General features: G+C 55.8%; 26 protein-coding genes. 16 read left to right on the plus strand and 10 right to left on the minus strand.

Translation table 11 applies throughout. From position 1 onward, the window contains the following. Positions 1–335: 335 nt before the first annotated feature. The 4 genes from HNQ72_RS24510 to HNQ72_RS24525 all read left to right on the plus strand — a co-directional run bounded on the left by HNQ72_RS24510 (position 336) and on the right by HNQ72_RS24525 (position 2,850). Positions 336–1,145, plus strand: a complete 810-nt coding sequence (locus HNQ72_RS24510) for an IS5 family transposase (protein WP_183996237.1) — start codon at positions 336–338, stop codon at positions 1,143–1,145. Next, on the plus strand, positions 1,145–1,579 hold the full coding sequence (locus HNQ72_RS24515; protein WP_183996239.1) for a hypothetical protein: 435 nt from the start codon (positions 1,145–1,147) through the stop codon (positions 1,577–1,579). The genes HNQ72_RS24510 and HNQ72_RS24515 overlap by 1 nt, the downstream gene beginning before the upstream one ends. A gap of 396 nt (positions 1,580–1,975) precedes the next feature. Then, positions 1,976–2,473 carry a sigma-70 family RNA polymerase sigma factor gene (locus HNQ72_RS24520; RefSeq protein ID WP_183996241.1) on the plus strand — a complete coding sequence of 166 codons (498 nt, stop codon included), beginning with the start codon at positions 1,976–1,978 and terminating at the stop codon, positions 2,471–2,473. Positions 2,474–2,619: 146 nt separating this feature from the next. Further along, the gene (locus tag HNQ72_RS24525; RefSeq protein ID WP_093003386.1) at positions 2,620–2,850 is read left to right on the plus strand and encodes a DUF6894 family protein; all 231 of its coding nucleotides are present in this window, start codon (positions 2,620–2,622) and stop codon (positions 2,848–2,850) included. Positions 2,851–2,863: 13 nt separating this feature from the next. On the opposite strand, the gene HNQ72_RS24530 is transcribed toward HNQ72_RS24525, so the two are convergent. Beyond that, entirely contained in the window at positions 2,864–3,601 is a 738-nt protein-coding gene (locus HNQ72_RS24530; RefSeq protein WP_183996243.1) for a Crp/Fnr family transcriptional regulator, read from the minus strand. 412 nt (positions 3,602–4,013) lie between these two features. Here HNQ72_RS24530 and HNQ72_RS24535 point away from each other — a divergent pair, with 412 nt between their 5' ends. The 8 genes from HNQ72_RS24535 (at position 4,014) to HNQ72_RS30725 (ending at position 10,537) form a co-directional block, all read left to right on the plus strand. After that, a complete protein-coding gene (locus HNQ72_RS24535) occupies positions 4,014–4,529 on the plus strand; it encodes a DUF4142 domain-containing protein (RefSeq protein ID WP_183996245.1) in 516 nt (171 codons plus the stop codon). A gap of 82 nt (positions 4,530–4,611) precedes the next feature. Further along, entirely contained in the window at positions 4,612–5,112 is a 501-nt protein-coding gene (locus HNQ72_RS24540) for a YciE/YciF ferroxidase family protein (RefSeq protein WP_183996248.1), read from the plus strand. Between the two features lie 162 nt (positions 5,113–5,274). Further along, entirely contained in the window at positions 5,275–6,171 is an 897-nt protein-coding gene (locus HNQ72_RS24545; RefSeq protein ID WP_183996250.1) for a PhnA-like protein, read from the plus strand. 181 nt (positions 6,172–6,352) lie between these two features. After that, positions 6,353–7,528, plus strand: a complete 1,176-nt coding sequence (locus tag HNQ72_RS24550; RefSeq protein WP_183996252.1) for a zinc-dependent alcohol dehydrogenase — start codon at positions 6,353–6,355, stop codon at positions 7,526–7,528. A gap of 10 nt (positions 7,529–7,538) precedes the next feature. Beyond that, entirely contained in the window at positions 7,539–8,447 is a 909-nt protein-coding gene (locus tag HNQ72_RS24555) for an NAD(P)/FAD-dependent oxidoreductase (RefSeq protein ID WP_308422364.1), read from the plus strand. Positions 8,448–8,579: 132 nt separating this feature from the next. Beyond that, on the plus strand, positions 8,580–8,789 hold the full coding sequence (locus HNQ72_RS24560) for a hypothetical protein (protein WP_183996254.1): 210 nt from the start codon (positions 8,580–8,582) through the stop codon (positions 8,787–8,789). Positions 8,790–9,002: 213 nt separating this feature from the next. Further along, complete coding sequence (locus HNQ72_RS24565) at positions 9,003–10,082, plus strand: fatty acid desaturase (RefSeq protein ID WP_183996256.1); 1,080 nt, start codon at positions 9,003–9,005, stop codon at positions 10,080–10,082. A gap of 5 nt (positions 10,083–10,087) precedes the next feature. Continuing rightward, positions 10,088–10,537: a hypothetical protein gene (locus tag HNQ72_RS30725; RefSeq protein WP_244654539.1), complete on the plus strand. Its 450-nt coding sequence runs from the start codon at positions 10,088–10,090 to the stop codon at positions 10,535–10,537. Between the two features lie 5 nt (positions 10,538–10,542). Here the strand turns inward: HNQ72_RS30725 and HNQ72_RS24575 are convergent, their stop codons facing one another. From HNQ72_RS24575 to lov, 4 genes are all read right to left on the minus strand, one after another. After that, complete coding sequence (locus HNQ72_RS24575) at positions 10,543–11,427, minus strand: DUF72 domain-containing protein (protein WP_183996258.1); 885 nt, start codon at positions 11,425–11,427, stop codon at positions 10,543–10,545. 33 nt (positions 11,428–11,460) lie between these two features. After that, positions 11,461–12,135, minus strand: coding sequence for an HAD family hydrolase (locus HNQ72_RS24580; RefSeq protein WP_280518287.1), 675 nt, complete (start codon positions 12,133–12,135; stop codon positions 11,461–11,463). Between the two features lie 361 nt (positions 12,136–12,496). Then, positions 12,497–12,637: a hypothetical protein gene (locus tag HNQ72_RS24585; RefSeq protein ID WP_183996263.1), complete on the minus strand. Its 141-nt coding sequence runs from the start codon at positions 12,635–12,637 to the stop codon at positions 12,497–12,499. Between the two features lie 193 nt (positions 12,638–12,830). Further along, positions 12,831–13,856, minus strand: a complete 1,026-nt coding sequence (gene lov, locus HNQ72_RS24590) for a blue-light-activated histidine kinase (protein WP_244654540.1) — start codon at positions 13,854–13,856, stop codon at positions 12,831–12,833. A 395-nt stretch (positions 13,857–14,251) separates the two neighbouring features. On the opposite strand from lov, the gene HNQ72_RS24595 reads away from it, so the two are divergent. From HNQ72_RS24595 to HNQ72_RS24610, 4 genes are all read left to right on the plus strand, one after another. Continuing rightward, on the plus strand, positions 14,252–14,755 hold the full coding sequence (locus HNQ72_RS24595; protein WP_183996268.1) for an SRPBCC family protein: 504 nt from the start codon (positions 14,252–14,254) through the stop codon (positions 14,753–14,755). A 260-nt stretch (positions 14,756–15,015) separates the two neighbouring features. Next, the gene (locus HNQ72_RS24600; protein WP_183996271.1) at positions 15,016–15,306 is read left to right on the plus strand and encodes a hypothetical protein; all 291 of its coding nucleotides are present in this window, start codon (positions 15,016–15,018) and stop codon (positions 15,304–15,306) included. Next, positions 15,306–15,572, plus strand: a complete 267-nt coding sequence (locus tag HNQ72_RS24605) for a DUF1488 family protein (RefSeq protein WP_183996273.1) — start codon at positions 15,306–15,308, stop codon at positions 15,570–15,572. The genes HNQ72_RS24600 and HNQ72_RS24605 overlap by 1 nt, the downstream gene beginning before the upstream one ends. A 344-nt stretch (positions 15,573–15,916) precedes the next feature. After that, positions 15,917–16,153 carry a hypothetical protein gene (locus HNQ72_RS24610; RefSeq protein ID WP_093002955.1) on the plus strand — a complete coding sequence of 79 codons (237 nt, stop codon included), beginning with the start codon at positions 15,917–15,919 and terminating at the stop codon, positions 16,151–16,153. Positions 16,154–16,286: 133 nt separating this feature from the next. Here the strand turns inward: HNQ72_RS24610 and HNQ72_RS24615 are convergent, their stop codons facing one another. From HNQ72_RS24615 to HNQ72_RS24635, 5 genes are all read right to left on the minus strand, one after another. Then, on the minus strand, positions 16,287–17,351 hold the full coding sequence (locus HNQ72_RS24615) for a sensor histidine kinase (RefSeq protein WP_183996275.1): 1,065 nt from the start codon (positions 17,349–17,351) through the stop codon (positions 16,287–16,289). 357 nt (positions 17,352–17,708) lie between these two features. Beyond that, entirely contained in the window at positions 17,709–20,876 is a 3,168-nt protein-coding gene (locus HNQ72_RS24620; protein WP_183996278.1) for a PAS domain-containing protein, read from the minus strand. Positions 20,877–20,972: 96 nt separating this feature from the next. After that, positions 20,973–21,986, minus strand: coding sequence for a sensor histidine kinase (locus HNQ72_RS24625; protein WP_183996281.1), 1,014 nt, complete (start codon positions 21,984–21,986; stop codon positions 20,973–20,975). 133 nt (positions 21,987–22,119) lie between these two features. Further along, a complete protein-coding gene (locus tag HNQ72_RS24630; RefSeq protein ID WP_280518288.1) occupies positions 22,120–22,503 on the minus strand; it encodes a response regulator in 384 nt (127 codons plus the stop codon). 193 nt (positions 22,504–22,696) lie between these two features. Continuing rightward, positions 22,697–23,917 (minus strand): MFS transporter, encoded by a 1,221-nt coding sequence (locus HNQ72_RS24635; RefSeq protein WP_183996284.1) that lies wholly within the window; start codon positions 23,915–23,917, stop codon positions 22,697–22,699. Positions 23,918–23,950 lie beyond the last annotated feature (33 nt).

Consider the following 23,950-nt stretch of genomic DNA (forward strand, 5'->3'; position numbering starts at 1 on the left):
CGTCAAATTGCACCAAAAAAGCGTGCGTTGGCATCCCATGCATATGGGCCTGGCGGCAAAATAGCATCGCGAACGTCCGTTTATCCTGGACAGCTCTCCGAATGGCCGACAAGTCTCGTCTCCGGTCGGAAAAGAAAGGACTTAAAGAAATAATGCAGGAACTCTTCCTGAGATCTCTTGTTCAGAATCCTCGGCTTGGACAGACGGGTCAGACCACCGACTCCTCGGTAACCAAGAAAATAACCGCAACGCCTGAGAGGCTGTCCGAGAATTGAGTTGAGTGATCGGGTCGATGATGATTCCAAGATGGTGTTTAAAGCCAGAATGGAAGAGCCATGTGGAACCCGACCACCCGGCGGCAGTATAGTCGCAAACAACCCCGATATGAAACCGATCTGACGGACAGCGAATGGGAGGTGCTCTCGCCGCTGTTTCCTCCGCCCGCGCGCAGAGGTCGCAAGCCAGTTTGGCCTGTGCGTGAGATCGTCAATGCCATCTTCTATGTTTTGCGCGGCGGCATCCCCTGGCGGCTTATCCCGAAAGACCTGCCGCCCAAGAGCACCGTGTTTGGTTATTTCTTCCGATGGCGCGATACTGGGCTGTTCACGCGGATCAACCGTCGCCTCGTCACAATGGATCGCGAGCGGATCGGACGGCAGGCCTCGCCGAGCGCCGCTGTTCTGGACAGCCAGAGCGTCAAGACCACCGAGAGCGGTGGCCCGCGCGGCTATGATGCAGGCAAGAAGATCAAGGGCCGCAAACGGCAAGCAATGGTGGACATGGATGGCCGTGCACTTATTCTCGATCCTCATCCTGCCGACATTCAGGACCGCGACGGAGCGATTCCTGTTCTGCGGGTATCCCGCAGGTCCTTTCCCTTCGTGGAGAAGGCGTTCGCCGACATGGGATATTCAGGCGACAGGCCGCAGAATGCGACGCTTGTCGATGTCGAGATCGTCCGCAAGCCCAAGGATCAGGTCGGCTTTGCCGTTCATCCCAAGCGCTGGGTCGTAGAACGCTTCTTCGCCTGGATCAGTCGAAATCGGCGACTGTGGAAAGACCCGGAGGCGACGATAAAGTCCGCCGAAGCCTTCCTCTATGCTGCATCCATCATGACGCTGACCAGACGCATCGCACGGTCATAATGAACTCTCGGACGGACTCTGAGTTTACCGCGAAACTGCAAATCCGCGAGACCATCGCATTCGAAACGAAGAAAGCGGAATTTGTGGAAAAATTGCTCATCCTGACAATTGGCCCGAACACGTTCGTTGACCGCGAAACGGTCTATGCGTGGCGGGAAGCAGGAGTCGAACTGATTGGTCCCGTTCTGTCTATTAGTCAGATCTCTCCTGTAGCAGTTGCCTTAGTCGTGGGCGCGATAATCGACCTAGACCTGGACATTGACGCGCTCATCCTCCTTACCGATCAATTGGATGGGCTGGGAATCCCGGCCATCTTTGCGGGATCGCAGACAGGGAAGGCACAAACTAGCGGCTTCTGCATGTCACGCGAGCGCGAGGCGATCGCGGCGATTATGGCTGCGCTTCTCGCTCAGCATAAAGTGACAAAGCATTAACATATGTAATTGAGCGGCCAATAGGAGAATATACGCTGAGTTGTACCGACCGCAAAGCCGAACAGGAGGAGCGATCAGTGCAGGCAAATCCCGAATTATTTCCAACGGTCTTTTACCCCTCGGATATCCGGGCAATGGCGGCCGCGTATCGAGTGGCCGTGACTCGTCCGATTTGCGCGGATGTCGACCCTGTATTTCTTGCAAGGGCGGTGTTGCATTTCTACGGCCGAGGCCTGGTAGACCCTGATCGCCTCAGCGAACTGACGTGCAGCCTTGTAGGCAAACGCCGCGATGAGGGCCGGGAGGCTCATCGCACAAGCACACCAAAGGCATCCGGTCTAGCACAGCCCGGGTCCCTTCCTGTCAAGGACGGCGCAACACGTGGAGGTGGTTCCAATGGATCGTAATACAGACGATGTTATACGCGCCGACATGATCAGGCTCATTCCTGAAATCCGGAATTTTGCGAAACGCTTCTCAAACAATCCCAACGACGTCGATGATCTCGTCCAGGAAACGCTCCTGCGCGGCCTCGCCAATCTCGACAAGTTCCAGCCGGGCACCCGCCTCAGATCGTGGCTGTTTACGATCCTTCGCAACTCGTTCTGCACTCGCTACCAACGAGGCGTGAGAGAAGCGCCCGGTCGTGAAGATTGTGTCTCGGTACAATCATCTGTTCCTCCCGCGCAGGAATGGGCAATCCGGATGCAGGAATTCAACAGGGCTGTCGCAAACCTTTCTCCCGAGCACCGAGGGGCATTTAATGCGGTTCTTGTCGACGGCGACAGCTACGAGGCTGCGGCTAAGAGATGTGGATGCCCGGTCGGCACTATAAAAAGCCGGGTGAACCGGGCTCGACTAGTGCTCGCGCAGCAAACGGGTGGCGCCACATGATTCTAGCCCCGTATTCTGCCCGACCTATCATATGTGCTGGTGTCCGCCGGGGTTCGCATATCTAATCATCGCATCACCCGCACCTTGTTGGCCAGCTCGTGACAGAGAGACAATGCGCTCCCGCCATAGCACGGGAGCCTAGCCATATGCCGCGATACTTTTTTCACATTCTTAACGGCAAAGCGGTCATTGATGAAATCGGCCTTGAACTTACGAACTTGGACCAGATGCGCACTGAAGCGATTCGAGCCGCTGGGCAAATGCTGAGTGACGGCCAGCACAGCTGGAAAGGTCAAGCTTGGCAGATGGTCGTAACTGATCTCGACGCAACGATCGTTTTTGGCGTGAACTTCTCAATAGACCGCCACGGTCTTTAGGTTGTCGGATAGGCTAAGAGGAGTTCCTGGCACCTTGTAGTGGCCATTTCAGATGAAGGTAGCTTGCATCGAACTCGGCGTAGTCCTTGAGAACCGCGACGTCCGGAATGATGATCCTCTCATTTCGAAGTGTGACAAGTCCTGCTTCTCTCAGCTCTTTCAAGCTTCTGTTAACATGCACAATTGAAAGGCCCATGGTGTCGCTCAATTCCGATTGCGTGAGCGGCAATTCAAACGAACCATCGTCAGTTAGACCGACGGCCAGCATTCTCTCGTGAAGCTCACAGAATAAATGAGAGATCCTATGGGGAGCTGATCTCTGGCCGAGATTTACCAGCCATTCTCGAAGCGTAGCCCCATCGACAAGCGAACACATCCACAGGGCGCGCGTCAGAGAAGGACTGCGCTCCGTCAGTTCAACGATCATTGCGGGCGTGAAGTGAGCGACGCGGCAAGGGCTGAGGGTGCCTATGCTGTGGTCCATCTTCTTCAGTAAAGCAACATGTAGATCACAAAAATCGCCAGGTATGAGATAGGCAAATATCTGTCTCCGACCGTTGGAAGTCAGCTTGTACCGCATTGCAAATCCGTCGATGATTACCAACACATTTTCAGGGTTGTCGCCTTCACGAATGAGGTCGCAATCTGCACTGACCTGCTTCGCTCTAACGGAAATCTCAAGAAGCCACGCCCTATCATCTGGGGTTAGCTGCTCAAATCGGTCCAATTTCCTGACAAACGCGTTCGACAACGAATGCTCTCCCTCAATTTCTGGCGCGACCGATCGTGACGCTCGACTGATCAGAAATCTCGATCTGTATTAACTATGTAAAGGTGGGACAAAGGTTCCAGAACTAAGGTGCGCCATATGCCCCTCGCAAGGGGCTGTACCGGCTAGAACTCGGGCAGGTCCCATTCTAGCAGATAAGGAACCTGCCGTATCCGCCGCAAGGACTGTTCGTCGTCTCGGCGTTGGGGTGGAGGAGCAGTGGGTCGCCTCGGGCGCGAGATGGCAGTCCAAGTCGTCATGAGAGATCGTCGCCGCTCTGAAGGAGATTGGGTTTGTGAGCAACCTCGCGGAGTACCGCGGAGACACAATGTCTCCCGACTTCAACTAACCATCGTGCCAGGTTCCGACTGTCACTGCTGATAAGGATTGAACGATGCATTACCCCCGTATACCAATGATAGCTGCTTTCGCCATCACCTACTCCTTCACAACCATTAGCATAATTCCGGCCTATGCTCAGGACGCTGCGAGCACAGCGTTCGCTCAAAAGGCTGCGCAGTCCGACATGTTCGAAATCGAAGCGGGCAAAGTCGCTATTGCGCGTGGCAAGGATGATGCCGCCAAACAGTTTGCCCGCGACATGGTGATGGATCACACCAAGTCTTCAACGGATTTGAAATCGGCTGTCGAGGCCGAGAAAATCGAGCTCCCAACGGGCCTGACACAGGAAAACACCGACAAGCTCGCCGCCCTCGAAGCGGCGTCAGATGTGGATTTCGACCAAGCGTATCTGGCAACCCAGGTCGCGGCCCACGAGGAGGCTGTCGCCATGTTTACCTCGTATGTCAAGGATGGCCCTGACGGTCCTATTAAAAACTTTGCGACCGCAACGCTTGGGACGTTGAGGACACATGCGATCAAGGTTCACGGTTTGACCGATAACAAATAATCGCGCTCAAAGAGGTGGAACTTATTACGCGGCTACGTGTTCGATGGCCGCAATTTCAACCCCAGCAACAATGGAGCCTATGATGGCAGAGAAGACTTTGGACGATCTGTTCCTTGATACGCTCAAGGATATATATTTTGCCGAGAAGCAGATCTTGAAGGCATTGCCCAAGATGGCACGTGCCGCCCAATCCACTGAGGGCAAGCAAGCTTTTCTGACCCACAAAGACCAGACAGAAGGTCAAATCGAACGCCTCCAACAGGTGTTTGAGCTGATCGGCAAGCCGGCGCGTGGCAAAACCTGCGAGGCGATCCAGGGCATTCTTGCTGAAGGCGAGGAAATCATGGAAGAATTCAAAGGATCGTCCGCCCTTGACGCAGGATTGATCGCATCGGCGCAAGCCGTCGAGCACTACGAAATCGCGCGCTATGGCACGTTGAAAAGCTGGGCCAATCAGCTGGGCCTCGCGGACGCAGTCCCGCTGCTGGATGCCAATCTGCAGGAAGAATTGCAGACCGACGAGCTGCTTACCCAATTGGGGGAGGCCTCAGCCAATCCCAAGGGCGCCAAGAAAGTCGCTTAGATACTCTTCCGACCTCACTGATCAAAGGCCGCCGCACGGCGGCCTCTCTTTTTTCTGAAGTGCGTTCGCTCAGAATCAAACTTGATTTCGAGGGCATGGAACTCCTTACTTGGCTGCATGTTAGCGAGCTCCGAATATCGATAGCGATCCAGGAGAATTCTTATGACAGTTCCCATTTCAGCCCATGATAACGATAGCGGCTTCGGCTCTGGCGTAGCGTTGTATAAAATATCCTGGGGAGCGGTTCTCGCCGGTGTTGCGATCGCTCTTGCCGCCCAGTTCTTGCTCAACCTCCTGGGCGTTGGTATCGGCGCTGCCGTACTCGACCCGACCACCTCCGATAACCCGGAAGCGTCCACTTTTTCGATAGCAGGGGGCATTTGGTTCGTGCTTGCCGGGATCGTTTCAGCCTTCATTGGTGGCTATATAGCCAGCAGGCTATCAGGGCGACCCAACAAGTCGACTGGTGGTTTCCATGGTCTGACGACCTGGGCTGTGACCACGCTAGTCGTCTTATTCATGTTGACCACGTCAATTGGCGCTTTGATCGGCGGCGCGTTTTCAGGGCTTTCGAGCGTTATCAGCGGAGCCGGACAATCGGCTGCGACCGCTGTGGCAGCAAGTGCCCCGGCGATTTCCAGCGCAAACGGTCCGATGGCCGGAATAGAACGGCAGGTCCGCGGATCGACTGGAAATGATCCCAAGGCCCTGCAAGACGCAGCAGTTGCTGCTGTCCAGGCGGCCATAACGGGAGATCAATCAGCGGGTGAGGACGCCCGGACACGCGCTGCCGATGCCGTCTCACGCGCCCAAGGTATCCCTGTGGATCAGGCCCGACTGCAAGTTGAACAGTATGAGAAGACCTACCACGACAACATTGAAGCCGCCAAAAAGCAGGCCGCGGAGGCCGCCGATATCGCTGCCACGACGGTAGCAACAGGCGCAATCCTTGGATTCCTTGCCTTGGCACTCGGTGCTGCCACGTCATGGTTTGGCGGGGTTTCCGGCACGAGGGCCATTTTGCGGACCGACGAAAAGCGTCACATCGCAGGCGTCTAATAGCAGGTTTCGATGCGAAGCATGGTTCTGCAGATGGCGCCGATCATTTGGCACATCCCCGACTTCCCGTCGGGTCTCCGCTTGCCAAACTCCACCATTCACTTGGTCGCACTCTCGTACCCACCCCGTAAATCCGCGCATTGGGCGCCGTTGGATCCAATGCTCAAAAGGAGACATTCAAATGAAGGCACTTTGCTGGCACGGTAAGGGCGATATACGCTGCGACAGCGTCCCTGATCCCAAAATTGAGGATGGCCGAGATGTTATCATCAAGATGACTGCTTGTGCGATTTGCGGCTCGGATCTCCATCTCATGGACGGATACATTCCATTTATGGAAAAAGGCGACATACTTCGCCACGAATTCATGGGTGAAGTTGTCGATGTCGGTCGGGACAACAAGAAGCTGAAGGTCGGCGATCGCGTCGTTGTACCTTTCACGATCTGCTGCGGCGAATGCCAGCAGTGCTTGAAAGGCAACTGGTCGGTTTGCGAACGGACCAATCGAAACGCCGACAATGCTACGAAGGCCTTCGGATATCCAACGGCCGGCCTCTTTGGTTACTCCCATCTCACAGGCGCATATCCCGGCGGCCAGGCGGAGTACGTCCGCGTTCCCTATGCAGATGTCTCGCCGATTATCATTCCAAACGGTATGAGCGATGAGCAGGCTTTATTCCTCGGCGATATCTTTCCGACAGGTTGGATGGCGGCAGCCAACTGCGAAATCGAACCGTCAGATATCGTTGCCATCTGGGGCTGCGGACCCGTGGGTCAGTTCTGCATCAAGAGTGCTCTGATGCAAGGTGCCGCTCGCGTGATTGCGATCGACAATGTCCCCGAGCGACTTGCAATGGCTCAGGAAGCTGGCGCCGAGATCATCAATTTCGACGATGAGGATGCGACCATTCCAGACAGGATCAAGGAATTGACCGGCGGCCACGGCGCCGACAAGTGCATCGACGCTGTCGGCGCTGAATCCCATGCCACAGCATCTTTCGACGCCGTGATCGATAAGGTAAAAGCCGCGACACTGCTTGGGACCGATCGTCCTCACGCACTGCGCGCCGCGATCATGGCCTGCCGTCCGGGTGGTATCGTCTCGGTCCCTGGCGTTTATGGTGGGTTTCTAGACAAAATTCCCTTTGGAGCAGCAATGAACAAAGGGCTGACCATTCGAACCGGGCAGACGCATGTCAATCGTTACTCGCTCGATCTCCTACGGCGCATCGAGGAAGGCGAGATCGATCCGAGTTTTATTATAACCCACCGTGCCAAACTTGAGGACGGTCCAGCCCTCTACGAAACGTTCCGGGATAAGAAGGATAACTGCATAAAAGTGGTTCTAACAGCATGAGCCGCGGTTCATGATGTATGATTGCCTGGTCATCGGCGGGGGACCAGCCGGTCTTACCGCCGCAATCTATCTCGCGCGTTTTCACTTACGTGTCCTGGTCATTGATCGTGGCCAGGGACGCGCCATGTCTATTCCGATGACACATAATCAGGCAGGTTATCCCGACGGGATCGCCGGCCGCGACCTCGTCATGATGATGCGCAGGCAGGCAACACGCTATGGCGCGGAGTTTCGGATAGGAAACGTTACCTCTCTCACGGCCGGTCCTTCTGGCTTCTCGGCCTTAACCGGCGGAAGACTTATCCATGCGCAATCGGTTCTTCTGGCGACGGGTGTCGTAAACCACAGGCCGGCCCTGGCGGAAAGCCTTCACGAAGAAGCTTTGTCGCGAGGATTGCTCCGATACTGCCCCGTCTGCGATGGATACGAAGTGACTGACACGGTCGTTGGTGTCATCGGTACCGGAGAGAACGGCTTCACTGAGGCGACCTTCCTTCGAAGCTACACTCAGCACGTCACATTGATCTCGCCGGAGGAGAACCATCTCCTATCCGACGAGCAGCTTTCGAGACTAGTTGCCTATAAAGTTAGACATGTGATCGGACCGATCAGTACGCTTGAGATCGAGGCCGACAGGATAGTCGCTGAAGTGTCAGGTCGAAAGCTGCCGTTTTCGTCGATATACGCGGCAATGGGATCGATGGCGCAATCTCAGTTGGCGAAAACTCTAGACGCTAGCCTCACCGATGCAGGCTGCATTCAGGTCGACTCTCATCAAAGGACGACCGTTGCTGGGCTTTATGCTGCCGGAGATGTGGTGCCCGGCCTTGATCAGATAGCCAGCGCCATGGGGCAGGCGGCGATTGCGGCAACAACCATTCGAAACGATATGAGCGCCTCGCGTACGCTGTTGAGGTAGATGACGAGACGCGGTTTTATCCGCTTTCGACCCCCGGAGTTCATGACCTGCGATCGAGCAAAGATATTTTCGGAAGCCGCGGAACTCGTGAACCAATGGGATGTTCGACGTCTCTAACGTGGAGATCGAAATATGAGCAACCCAAAAGACGATGCCAAGGGCCAGTACGCGCCCTCACAGGCAGACCGTAAAGCGACCGGCGTTCACAGTGCAAAACCTACCGTGATCACGGGTTCGGAAGATGCGACAGTTCATCGTGACCCACCCGGGAAAAAGCCTGAGAAGGATTTCGATCTGAACTACGATCCCGCCGAGCCAAACGAGCAGAATTCTCGCGGCTAGCAGTCATCATGAGCGGGAGCGAGAGCTCCCTTCTCTCCCCAATACCGTCGCAAGCCGTTACGGCGCTTCGCGCATGCCGCATGCGAACACGAGACGGGATGTAACACTGGCATCGTTGCGTATCGTAGTTGGACTAAACCGCACCATCTTTCGCACCGAGTAAAGTCTTGCGCGCTAAACGGAATTTCGTCCACAAACTGAGGCAATTTAATAATGAGTGCGACTAGCACATCAGATCTACAGTCAGGCTCAAATGAAAAAGCTTGGCTGAAGATCCTCGCAAAATATCGACAGCCGGATGTAGGTCGCGCCGTCTATGAGCTTGCAGTCACAGTCGTACCGTTCCTGCTGCTTTGGCTCGGGACCTGGTTTGCCTTCTATTTTGAGTTCTGGCCAGGCATGGTTCTGATCGTGCCGGCGGCCGGATTTCTGCTGAGGCTTTTCATGCTCCAACACGACTGCGGCCATGGCTCCCTCTTCGGTCGTCGTCGCTGGGACGACTGGACCGGAAGAGTGATCGGCGTCCTGACGTTGACACCTTACGATTACTGGCGTCGAGCCCACGCCGAGCACCACGCCTCGGCCGGCAATCTCGACGAACGCGGGGTTGGCGATATTACGACCCTCACTGTTCGCGAATATCATTCCCTGTCTGCACGGGGAAAGGTCGGTTATCGGCTCTATCGGCATCCTGCCGTAATGTTTGGTCTGGGCCCAGCATTCCTGTTTCTGTTCAAACAAAGATTACCTTTCGGACTGATGCGCTCAGGCGCCCTTCCCTGGGTGTCGACACTCGCCACGAACGCCGCTGTTGCAGTGGTCGCTGTCGTGGTGATCTGGGCGGTGGGACTTATACCTTTCCTCTTGGTTCATCTGCCAATCGTGTTGATTGCCAGTTCCGCCGGTGTCTGGCTTTTTTACGTTCAGCATCAGTTCGAGGATACGCACTGGTCGAGGCCGCCGGATTGGAATTTCCCTTACGCAGCTATGCATGGAGCGTCCTACTACAATCTCCCCGCGCCACTGCGATGGATCACCGGAAACATCGGAATGCATCATATCCACCATCTGTCGAGCAAAGTGCCCTTCTACAGATTGCCCGAAATTCTTCGGGATTACCCCGAACTGGCGAATGTGGGGCGGATCAGCGTTCGTGACAGCCTTGCCTGCGTAAAACTCGTCTTGTGGGACGAGAGAACACAGCGACTAATCTCTTTGAATGAAGCTCGCGCACAACAGACAGGTGCGCCAACAGCGTCGCCGCCTGAAGCTCCACGTCCCGTGAAAGGATGATAGCAATGCACAATCTGAAAGAATTTGCCACGAGTTCCAACGGTGACCGATGGTTCCTCGGACGTAACGAGCAGAGCAGTGCAGCATTTGTTCTCCATCGAGGCAATCCTGCGTCGGGGGGGCATGAAACACGAAGCACTGTCGATTCATTCTTGGCGCAAGAGCCGAGGGGACCACAACACGACAGGCTCGCCGCAGTTCTTGCAGCTATCGAAGCGCCAGAAACTGCGGACGGCGGGGAGGAGGAAAAGACTCCATCACTGAAATTGGCCGAGGAATATCTCCGGCTAGGCGGCAAACGGCGAGCTAAGGTCGACGACAACATCGTCAACACGCGGCTATGGGAGGACGAACCCAAGGAGGCTTCGGAATTCTGGGATATCAAGGTTGAGCCGATGGAGGAGAAGCAGCGCCGCGAGGTCGAACTCCATCTGCCCTCGATCAGCGATGACTGACGTCTCTATCCTGCTTTCTCGTTTAACATCTCCGCAAGGCGTTGCGCGTTCCTGATGGAATGGCCGTCGCGATCATTGTTGAAATACACCCAGACGGTTTTCGCAGACGAGCTCAATATTCGGTCCGACCAGACCAGCAGCTCTTGATCACTGTAGTCGTGCCGATACCACTGGCTCACACCGTGAAAGCGGACATAGATGTCATCGGCGGTTTTCACGAGTTCGTCCGGCAACCTCGGACCACTGCAGGAGCAGAAGATTACACCCGCGGACGAGAAGGCTTCGTACACCGTCGCATTCCACCAGCTTTTATGACGAAATTCCACGACATTGCGACGCCGCGGATCAAGCTGAGAAAGGATCGAGTGAAGAGTTTCGGCTGAATATCGAACGCTCGGCGGGAGTTGGAACAGGAAACACCCCATTTGAGGCCCGAGTATATCGGCGATGTAACCAAAATCCTGGATCAGGGTTTCCGTTTCATCGAAACGCTTGATGTGGGTAATGAGCTCACAGACCTTGATCGAGTAAACGAATCCCGGATCGGCCTGGCGGATCCACGTCTTAACCGCACCCACGGTCGGCCAGGAATAAAACGGCGCGTTCAGCTCGACCGTTTTGAAACGGCCCTGGTAGATCGAAAACCATTGGCTTGATGGCACGTCGGAGGGATACATGGCCCCTTTCCAATGCCAGTAATACCATCCGGAGCAGCCGATATGGACGCATCCGGATACCGGGTCAGACGCCACTGGTTCGAGCGTTGGCCGCAATATGCGAAGTTCGTGCATTCTGGCTGCGCGCGTGACATTGGCATCGCGCTGTTTTTGACGGCGCTCGGCTCGTCGGATGCGGCGCGCAGCGATCTCGTCTTCCGATAGTTCACTCACCGTGCTTCTCGCGGTCCGACAAGGCAAGAGCGGTCATTCGATATGATGACCCAGTGGGGAGTTGGCGTAATCCGACAACAACGCAGCGACGTCATCGTAGATGGCAATCGCGCCAGCATTCCGCAGGAGCACATCCGCAAATCCTCCGGACCGCAACGCCACTGTGGAAATGCCAATTTTGCGAGCCGCCTCGACGTCGTAGGGCGAATCTCCCACCACCATCACTTCCTCGGTCGTTACATCCTTCAATTTCGCCAGCGCGGTCGAAAAGATATCGGGAGACGGTTTGGTGTTTTCCACTTCGCCGCCACTTGTCGTGGCGGCCACGAGCTCCCTGATATTCAGTTCGTCCATATAGTGGCTGAGATCATCCTGCGAAGCCGAAGAGGCCAGCACGACCTGCTGCTGACACTCACTGGAATGTGCAAGCAGCTCGAAAGCGTGCCGGAACGGTTTGACAGACGCGCGATACTTGCGACGGAAAATCCCGCCCTGCAACTTTCCCAGTTCCTGACATGTCGCGGCATCAAGGTCCGGCTTGAGCGCGGGTATCAGCATATCGGCACCCTTGCCGATCTGAGCATGAATTTCCGGTTCTGAGAAGGTTATTCCGATGCTCTCAAATGCCTCGCGCCAGGCAAGCACGTGCAGGTCGTTGCTGTCCACGAGCGTGCCATCGATATCGAAAAGGATTGCCTTGACCAGCACTTGAGATCCCTATCATCTAATTTGTTTCAGATATCCGCGACGGTTGGCGTGACGGTTTCGCAACTGCGCAGACGGCTAGGCATGGCCGGCGCAAAAGTCGTCATCTTCAACGCCAGTGGAATATTTTGTCTTCGCTTGCCGTATTGAAGCGAGATGGACGGAGAGCGCTGATCTAAAAGCCAGTATCTCTTGCCGTCGTATGTGGGCCGCAGCAGCACGCAACAGCATTTTCGAACTTTCGTCGACCATGAGACCTTCTTGTCCACCAATCACGAGGGTAAATTTGAGCAGAGCTGTTCGTCTCAGGTGTGCATAGCCGTGGACAAATAACTTTGGCGGAGGGTTGATACCCATCTCGATACTAAGAAGATGAGGGTGGCTTTCTGCCCATTGCCCTGTCGATGCCCTTCTTCGCCTCCTCTGCGAGTTTTTTGCGATTTTCGTCAGCGTTCTCGCCAGTCCGGCCGGCATCACTTTCCGCGTCAGGCTTTTTATCGGTCATTGGTCCACCTTTCATTGCGGTGCGAACCGCCGCGGGCAGCCATAGTTCCACAAGGGCTCATGATATTTTGAGTTGAGGCGAGAAGTTTCGGCTGTTGAACACACATCGCGGAATCACAACAGCAGGTTGCTGAGCGTCTCGACCGGCTAGTGACTATCGGTCGGATCAACCCTCCAGCGAAAGTGACAACACCTCACGAGCTGCGGGTCAACTCTTGGGGAAGGTGAATATTGATATGAAGTCCACTGTCACGCCAGTTCCAGGCCACCTGCCCATGAAGTTGTCGTTCGACGAGAGTTCGTACAATCTTGGTCCCAAACCCTTCATTGGGTTTATCGCCGCTAAAAGGCTGGGTTTGCTCGGCCCAAGTTATATCGACGCTCCCACCCGGCTGAATGTCCCATGCGACGGCAACAGACCCCCTACCGACGGCCGCGGTCCCATGCGTCAGTGCGTTGGTTGCCAATTCATGGAAAGCGAGAGAGAGCGGCTGTACCGTGTCCGGCGTTATAAAAAGGACGGGCCCTTTGAATTCACAGAAATTCTGCTGGGGATCCGGAAACTGCGCCAGGATCAGTCTACGAAGGTCGACAGCTACCCAACCCGCTTCAGAAAGGAGAGTGTGCGCCGCTGAAATCGCATGAACGCGGCGCTGCACCGCCAGCGCATAAGCCGCCGGCTCAGTGGCTCGCCTCAGACGCACAATGCTTTCGACGATCGCGAGGGCATTTCGCGCTCGATGATCTACCTCCATGAGCAACCGACGCTCGGATGCCTCAAGTTCCTTCATCTTCCGGAAATCACTCACATCCAGCTGAGAGGCGAAGTAGTAGGCAAGCTGCTGATCGTCATCTCTGATCGGGCTGATATGCAGCTCGTTCCAGAACGACGTCCCGTCTTTCTTATAGTTCAGAATGTCGACCGTAGCCTCAAGCTCATCGGCTATGGCGTATCGAAGTTGGTCGACAACAGCTCGATCCGTATTCTCTCCCTGCAGAAACCTGCAGTTACGTCCAAGTACCTCTCTACTCTCATACCCCGTCAGATTGAGAAACGCCTTGTTGGCAAGAATGATCGGGTGATCGGGGTGGCGGGCATCAGTGAGCACAAGCGGCATACGCGTTCGCTCAAATGCAGAAGCGGATAGCTCCTTATAGTCACGAATCCCCTGTGGGGCAGCGGCCGTCGGCTTGTCGCCATGGACTGGGATATCTGGCACATGCAACCTCATTCAAATGCTGAGCGAGTAACTCCACAACGAGGTTATTGTTTCATGGGATATTTTAGGCCCACATCACCAGGAGTACCATTGCTCCAGCAAGACCCTTGGCCCAGGAATCAGCGTTGACTGCCAGTTAGGATCTGGTTGATGGCTTCGGCTCATGAGGATCGCAGCGTCACCGCCGACGCAACTGACTTGCTCTTGAACAGATTCGGGCCACTGTTATCCTTTAGAAAAGTCTAAGCGTCTGAGTTTGCAGGAATATATACCGCGTCAGTGGACTCGACGGTTGAAAGCTCCCGAGCACCTAAGGCTACTGTACGGTTTTAAAGGCTCGCGAGGCCTGAATTGCACCTGCAAAAATTATCCGGGAAATAAAAAGAAAGGGAGACATGAACGGACAAGCGGAACTTGCGGGTAGTAATCAGAACCGCGTCTATGTTAGCCGCATAGGAGATTGCGAACTTGTCGTAACCTGGATTTTCAACGCGCCGCCGAGCTTGGTTTACAGGGCTTGGAGCCAGCCTGATCTTTTCCAGCTCTGGTGGGTACCGAAATCCGCTTCCGGCGTTTCGCTTGTATCGTGCGCTATGGATGTCCGTACCGGGGGAAAGTACCGGCTGGAATTCGGCGCCGGTGGTTCGGACACCATGGCTTTCTACGGTAAGTATCTCGACGTGACGCCGAATGAGCGCATCGTCTGGACTAACGACGAAGGCGGAGAAGGTGCGGTCACCACCGTGTCCTTCTCGGACCAGGGCGACAAGACGCTACTGAGCTTCCACGAAGTCTACCCATCCAAAGAGACGCTTGAGAAAGCCATGCTCGGTTCTGCTTCAGCACTACCGGAACAGCTCGAACAACTCGCAGCATTGCTTTCAATCAATGCCGGGTAGCTGGCGACAAACAGACCCGCGAATTCCATGTTGTTGAAAGCCCAGCCCCACCTGCTCTCCGGCAGGTCAGATGCGTGAGGCTGCAATTCGAATGCGACGAGCGACCCAGCCTCCTTCTTATCGCGGTTTCGCTGGCGATCAATTACCACGACCCAGCCTTGTAATCGAATATAAATGCACGACTTACAGTGTAGTGACGGCATGTCTTCAGGGCGCTGTCGCCAAGGGTGCAGAACCTTGCCCCAACAAAGGAGGACAGCATGTCTTCCAATCCAGCAGCAATCACGCAGATCGAAAAAGCCGGCTTCAAGCTGATCCGGGACGTCTTGAGGACCGCCGGCCTTCGGGGTGTGGAAGCCGAGGCGAGTTCCGACATGAAGCGCGACGCACTGATTTTTCTCACCTCCGAATTTCGCGATGGGGTCAGGACCAAAGCCAGCCTTTTGGAAGCGCTCACGCGGCGGAGCCGACCTTCAACGGTCGGCGCCCGGTTCGGACGCTCGTCGAAGGAATACGCCATCGACCGGTGGCGGGATGAAGGTGGCCGTTGATGGGCGTCAGGTTTCCAAATGAAGCTCGGAGTTTTGATGACAAGAACCGATGCGTCCGATTCAGTGGCTATGACGGAATGTTCGAGGTAAAGTTCTATCTGGCGACCGAGGTATTCGCCTGTGAGAAATCGCACCGGAATGCCAGCGAGTGCGACTATCTGACCTCCTTCGACGCGTTGCGGCCCAGAATTCTGAAAGTGGCCGCGAGTGCTTACTCGAAAGCGCAAACAAGTGCCATCTCCCTGAGCTTACAGGATTTCCGTTGAGCAGACCGTCTTCTTAAAGGATATGATCATGCGTCAGCCAAGCATTCCAGGAACCAGAGTACCGAGCACAGGAAAAATGGTTCTCGTCAGCGACTTCGCCAGACGGTTTCGGCTCGATCGGGTCGAGGAGAATAGATTGCGGAAGCTCCTCGGTCCGATCGCCAAGGAAATTGACCTCCTCAGAAACGCAGGCCGATAGGCGAGGAGCGGTGGTTTCGCCCTTTCGGGATCAGTCGCATGTCCACTCTGGTAGCCGTGGGCTTTGATGACCCTACAGTGCCTCGTTACTGTTATCGCCCCTCCGACCCGATGGGTTGTCCGTGTTGTCGAAAAGGATCACGGTCATGAAAACCACTACGAAAAGCATCACCATCCTTCAACCTTTCCAGCTTGCAGGCATGCGTGAACCGCATGCGCCTGGTACGTTCGAGCTGCAGATCGATGAATATCCGATCGATGTTGTGTGGGAGGCCTACCATCGGACGATGACGCTAGTCTTGAGCTCGAATGGCCTGACCGAAATGTGGCCGATATCTGACGAGGAACTTCAAAGAATTTCAGGTGTCATTTCGCCGCCTTGATGAGGTATGAACCGAAGCACGTATATCGATGGCGAAGTGTCTGATTCTTTTCGATCCCCTGGTGGCGCTGGAGAATAGCGCTCTCCGTCACTTCAGAGTAGGTCGATCTGCCCCTGTTAAGCAGGCTTTGGCGTCACTGTTTGTTCTGCAGTTCGCTGAGAGGAACTGCAGCAGTGCATCGAAGGCCTGTCGGTTCGTAGTTAAGGCTCACCTGACTTCCCACGCCGAGGCCTGCCATGATTAGGCGGGACCCTGCGCCCCGCCGGCTCGGCTCGGCCACTTGTGGCCCGCCGATTTCCTGCCAAACAATTTCGAACACTGGCTCAGCCTCATCCGACACAGTCCACCGGATTCCGACCATACCTTCACAGGTCGATAAGGCACCGTACTTGGCTGCATTCGTTCCGAGCTCGTGAAGGATAAGCGAAAGGGACAGTGCTGAGCGCGGCGCGATCTCCACTTTTGGACCAGAAATCTTTAAGCGAGTATCGTCATAAAGAGCGAGCGTGTCGCCGACAATGTCCTCAACGTATGCATGTCCGGTGGCACCATGGATCAACATGTCATGCGCCTTACCCAAAGCACTAATGCGGCCATTGAGGGTCGTCGCTAGGGTTTCCATGTCGGTCGCGGATCGTAGAGTCTGGGACACGATCGCCTGAACCAGTGCAAGCTGGTTCTTCATGCGATGGGCGAGCTCCAGGCTCATCTCTTTCTGATAAGCATCGTTTTCAAGTAGCTGGACATTTTCGCGCTCCTTTGTGGCCGCAAGTGCTGCTAGCGCCTGTCGCTCCTGCCTTAGCGAAATCGATGTGACGCTGATCGTGTGGATAATGAATATGTCAACGCTGACGATGAACGCATAAAACAGCAGGGCCAATACAGACCCCGGGGTAAGTTCAAAGGTGTAGGCTGGCGCGATGAAGAAATACCATGACGCAAAACCACTGAGGATGGCGCTTATTATGCCGGGCCACAATCCACAAATGAGAGTCGCGATAATGACTGCTGGAAAAAACGTCAGATAAGGAAACCCAGAGGGAAGGTCGTCGTTTATGATCAGTCTCACGATGAGCGCCACTGCGAACAAGGTCAGGGCGAGCGTCCACCGAAACGGCGCAGACCTCTCGCGCGTCACGAGATCCTGCAGACGAACGATCAGTGACCTTCGCTGCAGTAGTTGGCTGACTTCGTTCAATCCATCACTCAAAACAACAATGTCTTTCTTATTGACCTGACTTTAATATGATCGCCTAGGGGTCATACCATGTGCCTGAGTGCCCTCTTGCAATTCATGCTCGGTTTCCGACGGGCTCACGTAGAGGCCCTGCTCTCGAGCTAGTCGCCGTCGACCAGAAATTGCGACGCGATTGTGTCTTGACCGTTCTGGCTTGCGCTCAAGCGGGACACATTTTCTTTCGGCAGACCGCCGCCCAGAATTATCGAGACCAACAACGCCCAATTCGCCTTTTCACGCATTGCCTTTGACTTCTTTTTAACGGATATCGGATCACGGTGGGCATCGCTTGATCTCAAGTATGACTTAAACGAACGGCTAGACCTCTTCGCCCTCGTTATTCTTCTCACTGCAGCCCTGCACCTTCATTCGGTCATCGGTTTGCGCGTCGGCGATAGCCTCGGCAAGGTTAGCCGCGTCGTAGGGCTTGGAAACAACAATCGCATCCTGTTCACCACGAACGGAGGACGGATCACCAGTGGCGTAGACGATCAGAGTGGATGGTCTAAGCTTCCTGGCCTCCGCAGCAAGCTCGGAGCCGGACGCACCGGGCAAGTTGAGGTCGGTTACAAGAACATCGATTGCCATAGTCTGAAGAGCGGCTTTGGCCTCCTCGGCACTGCCCGCTTCCACAACAATCAGCCCGGCATCCTGCAGCATCTCAGCGGTGTTCAAGCGGATGAGCGCGTCGTCTTCCACCAGCAGCACGGTCTGGCGTCCGACTTTCTCGGTACCAGGTGTCGCTGTCACTTCGAGCGACACATTGCGTGAGTGTGGCTCAGCAGGTGGAGCCACCGACGGACGTCTGATTATGGGACTCGAACGCTGTGCCTGATTGCCGAGGACGTGACGGAATTTCCGCGCCAGGGCTTCCCGCGTGTAAGGCTTCGACAGGAGTTCGACGCCGGCATCCAGCTTGCCGCCGTGAACAATCGAGTTTTCCGTGTAACCCGACGTGAACAGCACTGCGATATTCGGCAGCCGCTCTTTGGCTTTGCGCGCAAGCTCGGGGCTTTTCAGCGTGCCCGGCATGACGACGTCGGTGAAGAGGATGTCGATCGGTATCCCACTATCGATCACGGTCAGCGCGCTTCCCGCATCAACGGCTTTCAGCGTGCGGTATCCAAGATCGGTCAGTAGCGCGATGACGGTTTCGCGCACTTCCGCATCGTCCTCGACGACGAGTACCGTTTCCGTGCCACCGACGATGGGACCGTTATCGACGGCAACTTCGACGTCTTCCGCTTCGATTGCTCGTGGTAGGTAGAGCTTGATCGTCGTACCATGACCGACTTCCGAGTAGATTTTCACATGGCCGCCAGATTGTTTGACGAAGCCATAGACCATTGACAAGCCGAGACCGGAACCCTTGCCTTCAGCCTTGGTCGAGAAGAACGGCTCGAACACCTTTTCGATGATTTCTGGAGCCATGCCAGTCCCCGTATCGGTTACCGCCATCATTACATATTGACCGGGTATCACCTCGTCATGCGTGCGGGCGTAGGCGTCATCGAGATGGGCATTTGACAGCTCGATCGTCAGCTTGCCCTGCCCTTCCATCGCATCGCGGGCGTTGATGGCAAGGTTCAGCAACGCATTCTCGATCTGCGTCGGGTCGATAAAAGTATTCCAAAGTCCGCCGCCAACGACGGTCTCGACCTCGATTGCTTCGCCAATCGCACGGTGGATCATCTCGTCCATGTCACGGACAAAGCGACTGATGTTGACCACCTTCGGCTCCAGCGCCTGGCGCCGGCCGAATGCCAGTAGCTGGCTGGCGAGCTTGGAGCCGCGCGACACCCCTGCCATAGCATTATTGATCTTGGCCTCAGCCCGTAGGTTGCCGGCGACTTCCTTCGACAGAAGCTGGAGATTGCCGGATACCACCTGCAACAGGTTGTTGAAGTCGTGCGCCACCCCGCCGGTCAACTTGCCGACGGTTTCCATCTTCTGCGCCTGGGCCAATTTGATCTCGGCCTGGCGACGCTCTGCGATCTCCGAGATAACCCTCGTCTCCAGGTTCTCGTTGAGCAGCTTGAGTTGTTCTTCGGCGCGTTCACGATGGCGGACCTGCCTCGAAAGGTTCTCCGCCTGCTCACGCAGGGCTGCCTCGGCGGCGCGCTGATGAGTGATATCAGTGTGCACACCCACCCACTCGACGATGTCACCCTTCGAGCCGATGATCGGCAATGCCCGGATGGCGAACTGACGCCAGACACCGTCATCCCGACGAACCCGGTGCTCGTGCACATACATGGATTTTGCCTCGACAGCGGCATTCCAGGTTACGACAGACGCTTCCATGTCGTCGGGATGCACCGCTTCTGCCCAGCCAAAGCCTTGATACTGATCGAAGCTCTGACCGGTCAAAGCGGCCCAGCCCGGTTGCTCGCCGACCATTCGTCCATCGGCACTGTTTGTCCAAAGGACGCCGTGGACCGCGTTCATGGCAGTGTGGAAGCGGCTGTTGCTCATTTCGAGCTCGGCTTCGCGCACCGCTCGCTCTTCGATATCGATGCCAAGGATGTAGACACCGGGCACTGATCCATCTGCCTCGACGTGCGGTACGTAACGAATTTCCAGGCGCCTCGGCGCGCCACCTAGGACCGGCATATCGGTCTCAGCGGTAACGACCTCACCGGTGAGCGCAAGATCGATATCGGGTCGGCGGTTTTCGTACGGCCCATCACCGATCACCGCGGCGATGTGTTTACCGATCATGTCATCTGGGTTCATACCAAACCATGACTCGTAGGCGCCATTGGCAAAGCGGTAGACGTGGCTGCGATCAACATACGAGATCAGCATCGGCACGGCATCTGTCACCCGCCGGAGTTCACCCTCGCTGTCGCTGACACGCTTTTCCATCGCGACGCGGTCGCTGTTATCGACGACAGTGCACATCACGCCGCCAATCTTTCCGTCGGCCTCGTATACCGGCGTGTAGAAAAGATCGAAGATGAACTCCTCGGAACGACCATCCCGGATGAGCGTCATGCTTTGATCGTGGTATGAGCGAAGCTCGCCGCGGAGGGCGGCTTCGATCATCTCACGGTTCCAATCCCAGATCTCCGGCCAGACTTCTGCAACATTGCTGCCAAGAGCGCTTGGGTGTTTTTCTCCCGCGATCTTGGCATAGATATCGTTGTAAACCATGACATGGCCCGGTCCCCACATCAGCACCTTCGCGACGGGCGAATTGACGATGTTGGCGACCGTGGTGCGTAATTCGACGGACCATCCGATCATCGATCCGAGCGCCGTCTCCGACCAATCCTTTTCGCGGATGATCCTGCCGCATTCTCCGCCCCCGATCGGCCAGGCTTGCGCCTGCATCGTGGCTGGCTTCACCCCGTCACGCAGCATACGAAGCCCCGACCGAACTACCTCGCTGGCGTTACCGTAGTCGCCGGAGATCAGGCAGTCGGAGATGAAACCCTCAAGTTCAGGGGTCAGCGAAAAATTGCGTGTGAGACGTTTGGCCATGGCCGCTCGTCCCACAGAATAAGGCCTGTGTCAATCTGTGTCACACCGCGAGCAATGGCTCGGTCAATGCCGGCTCATACGGCATTAAAGAAAGGCTTAGGCGTCCCTGATCTTCACTTTCGACAATGGAGCGGCCAAGGTCCATGTCAAAACGTCATCGATGATCTTCCACTCGCTGACACCCCCAAGAGAAGAGGCTACGATCCGTCTCAACACGAGCGACCCGAAGCCATTGCCTTGCGCCAGGAGATCAGGATTTCGGATCGCTGTTTCTCTCCAGGCGAGTTGGAAGGTCGGCTCGTCGAGTGTGTCGCCCTGACAGGCTTCCCAAGTCACATCGACGCTTGATCGATCAATATCTGCGAATTGAACCCGGTTGATGATCAGCTCGTGAAGCGCCATCCCAATGTTGAGCACGGCGTTGGCATCGAGAAGCATATCGGGGCCGGACAGCCTGAACTCGCCGGCACCATTGAACGGCTTCACTTGATGGGAAAGCAGAGACCGCAACTCAACACCCGCCCAGTCGACGGAGGACAAAAGGTCGTGGGAATGCGAAAGTCCCATGATGCGCTCTCGCACACGTCTCTCAAACCCCTGGATATCATGGCTCCGAGCCGCGGTCTGAGAGATCACTGACAAGATCACGGCGTATTGGTTTTTGACCCGGTGATTGATCTCGCGCATCAGCAGGCGCAGCCGGCGTTCGTTTTCCTTGGCCTCGGAAAGATCTCTGGCGATCTTCGAGGCACCGACGATTTTCCCGCGCTTATCGGAGATAGGCGAGACCGTGATGGAGACCTGAACGGGTTCGCCGGTGCTCTTCATCCTCACGGTTTCAAAGGTGTCGATCTTTTCTCCCAACTTCAGTCGCCGGACGATGTCGACTTCTTCATTGTAACGGTCTTCCGGGATGATAATGTGGATCGACTGTCCGATAGCTTCATCAGCAGACAGCCCGAAAAGGCGTTCAGCTGCCTTGTTCCAACTTGCGATTGTCCCGTCAAGATCGTTACTGATGATAGCATCAAATGATGAGTCGACGATCGCCGCGAGCCGTGCGGCGCTATGGTTTTTCTGCCGACGCTTCGAAAGCTTCCTCTCAGACATTCACTCGACCCGCACTCCGTAAGCGGCTTCCTCCCCGCTGAATCGCATCTGCCGCGCAGATACCGCTCCAAAGAACTGATAATCGTTAAGAATGTTTCCTTGGCACGACGATGATCTCAGGTCAGATTAGACCTTATGCAGCGTGAGCCAGCTTTCTGATCGACGCCGAGACCTCTTCGAGATCGTACGGCTTCTCGTAGAAAACGGCGTTGCTCGGTAGCGTCGATCGCGCAACCCGCACCATGCCCGAGGCAATGATAATGCCGATCTCAGACTGCAATTCTCTCACCCGCTCGGCAAGTTGCAACCCATCCATAGATCCGGGCATGTTTACGTCTGTGAAAATGACGTCAACGTCGCTTCGCTCGGAAAGGATTTGCAACGCCTCATCAGCATTCGCAGCCTCCAAGGTGGTGATATCCGGCCTGGAGATATAATCCGCCACGTCCATGCGTATCAACGCATCGTCCTCGACGATGAGGACCACGATTGGCTTTTCATGCGTGTTCTGCTGCAATCGCTCTGCTCCTCAGTGTCCGACCGTGAGCTTTCTAGCTGCGCGTCAAAGGTCATAAAGAAAAGGCTCACCAACGGCGAGCCTTAGTTCGTGCTCAATTAGGAGGCTTCCTCCAGTTGTCCATAGCCAGGAAAGACGTTGGAGAACGAGATTCTCCGCGAAGTTCTTCCAAAGCCCACTCGATCCGAAGCGGTCATTTCTGGCGGCCGTAAACAAAGGTCGCTACCGCAACAAGTTGGATCGCCGCCGCCAGTATAAAAACGCCAGGTTCGGAGATTGTCCTGACGATGCCGAACACGGCGGGTGCAAGGGCATACGTCGCTTGACTAAGAGCCACGATCAGCGGCACGACTCGTGAAACATCAGCCTTGTCAAATTCCACCTGTGCGATGAGAGGCGGGAGCGAAGTAGCGTTGCCAATGCCCAGTCCGAAAAGCAGGACCCCGGCAATCATCGCCGCATGGTCTCCACCTGCCAGCAGAAGCGTGATGGAGCCGATCACCTGGACGCCGTAACTTGCGGAAGCGATAAGACGGCGGTCCGCCGAAATCGGCATGAACCAGCCGATGCCAGTGCGCCCCGCAACTGCAGCAGCGGTTGCGCCACCCATCATTACGCCCGCGCCTTGCGCACCAAAGACCGGAACAACAATCGAAAACAGATGTGCCAACAGTCCTATCTGCGCAAACAGTCCGGCGGCCATACCCGCTGAGAGCGTTATGAAGCGACGATCGCGCCACAGTAAACTGCGTGGCAGGGATGGAGCCGGCGAAGACGCTGCCAACGTCTCCACTTGGTTTGACTTCGCTCCGTCTGGAGACTGCCCCAAGGCTTCAGGCGATTTGGAAAACACCAGAGCAGACAGGACGGCGACTGTGGCGGTCATGGAAATCCCGATAATCATCGCAGCCTGTGGAAACCCGCTCCAAGCGATGAGAACGACCCACAAGGGCGAAAAAACTACGCCACCCACGCTCGCTCCATTGTAAGCCACGGACAATGCTGCCGGACGTTTGCGGATAAACCATGGAGCGACAATTGCATTCACCGCCGCAGCTCCCATGGCAACCCAACCTGACCCACTCAGGAGAGCGGCCGCAAAAAGGTGCCAGGGCTGGCTGGCCAGCGACCACCCGCCGACACCGATGGCAAGCACAACCGCTCCGGCAAACGTTGTCACTGGAACGCCCCAACGCCGATAAAGTCGAGGCAGGTTTGCGACGACGACCGCTCCAATGAGAAAATGCATCGTGACAGCGGCGGATACGAACGCGACCGGCCATCCAGTCCGCTGAACCACCATCAGCAAGTAGATGGGCGGTCCATAAAAACCGACACCCCAGCCAAACATGGCGACGAGGAATGTGGCGGCGACCACATGCCAGCCGAAAAATGATGAGGCTTTAGATGTCATGAAAGCGTTCCATTGGTTATTGAGCCCTTATCG

It is taken from the genome of Aliirhizobium wenxiniae (assembly GCF_014201355.1).
GTDB lineage: Bacteria > Pseudomonadota > Alphaproteobacteria > Rhizobiales > Rhizobiaceae > Neorhizobium > Neorhizobium wenxiniae.